Annotated in this window: 1 protein-coding gene; it reads right to left on the bottom strand. The window is 63.4% G+C overall.

The window, feature by feature from the left end; translation table 11 throughout:
• Positions 1–229: 229 nt before the first annotated feature.
• Positions 230–547: a GIY-YIG nuclease family protein gene (locus tag L6Q96_17605; GenBank protein ID MCK6556373.1), complete on the bottom strand. Its 318-nt coding sequence runs from the start codon at positions 545–547 to the stop codon at positions 230–232.
• Positions 548–566 lie beyond the last annotated feature (19 nt).

Raw genomic sequence — 566 nt, forward strand, 5'->3', positions numbered from 1 at the left:
TGGCGGGCGTCCCTCGATACGCGCCTGAGATAACGGCGCTACTCGGGACGAACGGAAACATTCCGTCGTCTGTAAACATCCCCGTTCACCCCGACACGGATTCTCCTCCCCCTTTTCGAAACATCCCGATCCGTTCACCCCGAGTAGCCGCCCTCTCTTGGCGGCGTATCGAGGGGCGCACGCGCCTATCGAGGGATGAACCTGCGCCGCGGCACACGTTGGGCGGGGCTCACGACCGGGATCGCCGCTCTCGGTACGCACCCCAGTCTTGTTTCTTGGCGGCAAGGCGCAGGCGATCCCAATCGCCGTGCAGCAGCGACTCTTTCTTTGCTCGGTTCCACCCCTTGATGCGCAACTCGGCGGCAAGGGCTTCCTCTCGCGCTTGGAACTCGTCAGACCACACCAACTCGACCGGCCGCCGCGACGCCGTATACCCGCCAACCGCTCCAATCTCGTGCTCTGCTACGCGTCGCGCCAGGTCATCGGTGTGCCCGACGTAGAAGGATCCGTCGGAACACCGCAACATGTAAGCGTAGAACGACCTCATTGTGCTTCCTCCTGCGGCC

The sequence above is a fragment of the Candidatus Binatia bacterium genome, assembly GCA_023150935.1.
Taxonomy (GTDB): domain Bacteria; phylum Desulfobacterota; class Binatia; order HRBIN30; family HRBIN30; genus JAKLJW01.